Genomic DNA, 1,327 nt, shown 5'->3' with positions numbered 1-1,327 from the left:
CCATATGACAGAGAGGATGTAGGTGAGCACCTCCCGCTGAGGTTTGACCCTCCATATGACTGACTTCGGGTCTTTGACGAGATCTGTCGGCCTGGGCGGGAGGTGCTCGTGTGCACCCACCAGGTGTGGCGTTGTGACTTCATAGGAGCCTGGCCAGAGGCCCCATCTCTGTCGTGTCCGCGTTGCCCGGCTGGTGCGTGCCGCCCTGCCCACACGTGACGAGCAACAGGACGACAATGGCTTCCATTAGACACCACCACGCGCCGGTGATCGAGATCGCCGGCGGTGTGGATACTCACCTCGACACCCACACCGCCGCGGTGATCGACCTGGTCGGGCGGGTACTGGGCACGGCCCAGTTCCCCGCCGACACCGCTGGTTACGCAGCGTTGCTGGCTTGGATGCAAGGCTTCGGGTCAGTGGTGCGGGTCGGGGTGGAAGGCACCGGCGCCTACGGGGCCGGGCTGGCCCGGCTGCTGGACGCCCAGCAGATCCGGATCGTGGAGATCGATCGTCCCGACCGCAAAACCCGCCGGTTCCAAGGCAAATCAGACCCGATCGACGCGATCGCGGCCGCTAAGACCGCTCTGGCCCGAACCCGGACCGGCACACCGAAACACCGTGATGGCCGGATCGAGGCATTACGTAACCTGCGAGTGGCCCGCCGCTCGGCGATCGACCAACGCGCCGACGTGCAACGCCAAATCAAGTCGCTGATCGTCACCGCCGCCGACGAACTACGCAGGCGACTACGCGGGCTCTCGGTCACCGCACTGATCACCACCTGCGCGGCACTGCGCCCCGACCGCGCCGATGCCGCCACCCCAATGACCGCCACCAAAATCGCGCTACGCTCACTGGCACGGCGCCACCAGCAACTCAGCCTCGAGATCACCGACCTCGACGAACTGCTGGCCCCGCTCGTGGCAGCCATCAACCCCACCCTGATCGCTGTTCACGGTGTCGGCACCGACACCGCCGGTCAACTACTGATCACCGCCGGTGAAAACCACGACCGGCTCCGATCCGAAGCCGCCTTCGCCATGCTCTGCGGCACCGCACCCATTCCCGCATCATCAGGCAAAACACAGCGACACCGACTCAACCGCGGCGGTGACCGACAAGCCAACGCCGCCCTCTACCGCGTGGTCCTCTGCCGCCTACGCCATGACCCCCGCACCCGCGCCTACGCCGAAAAACGCTCCACAGAAGGACTTTCCAAAAAAGAAATCATCCGCTGCCTCAAACGCTACATCGCCCGCGAGCTCTACCAGATCATCACAACAAACCAACCCCAACCCACCACTTGACATCCATAGGAGCATCT

At 64.5% G+C, this 1,327-nt stretch carries 1 protein-coding gene; it reads left to right on the top strand.

Annotated elements, in window-relative coordinates; all coding sequences use genetic code 11:
* Window positions 1-266: 266 nt before the first annotated feature.
* On the top strand, window positions 267-1,310 hold the full coding sequence (locus tag ON39_RS33970) for an IS110 family RNA-guided transposase (protein WP_246003271.1): 1,044 nt from the start codon (window positions 267-269) through the stop codon (window positions 1,308-1,310).
* The last annotated feature ends 17 nt before the right edge of the window (window positions 1,311-1,327 follow it).

Origin of the sequence: Nocardia tenerifensis NBRC 101015 (assembly GCF_000308715.1) — a bacterium.
In the GTDB taxonomy this organism is placed as follows: Bacteria; Actinomycetota; Actinomycetes; order Mycobacteriales; family Mycobacteriaceae; genus Nocardia; species Nocardia tenerifensis.
This window is presented reverse-complemented; position numbering and strand designations above follow the sequence as displayed.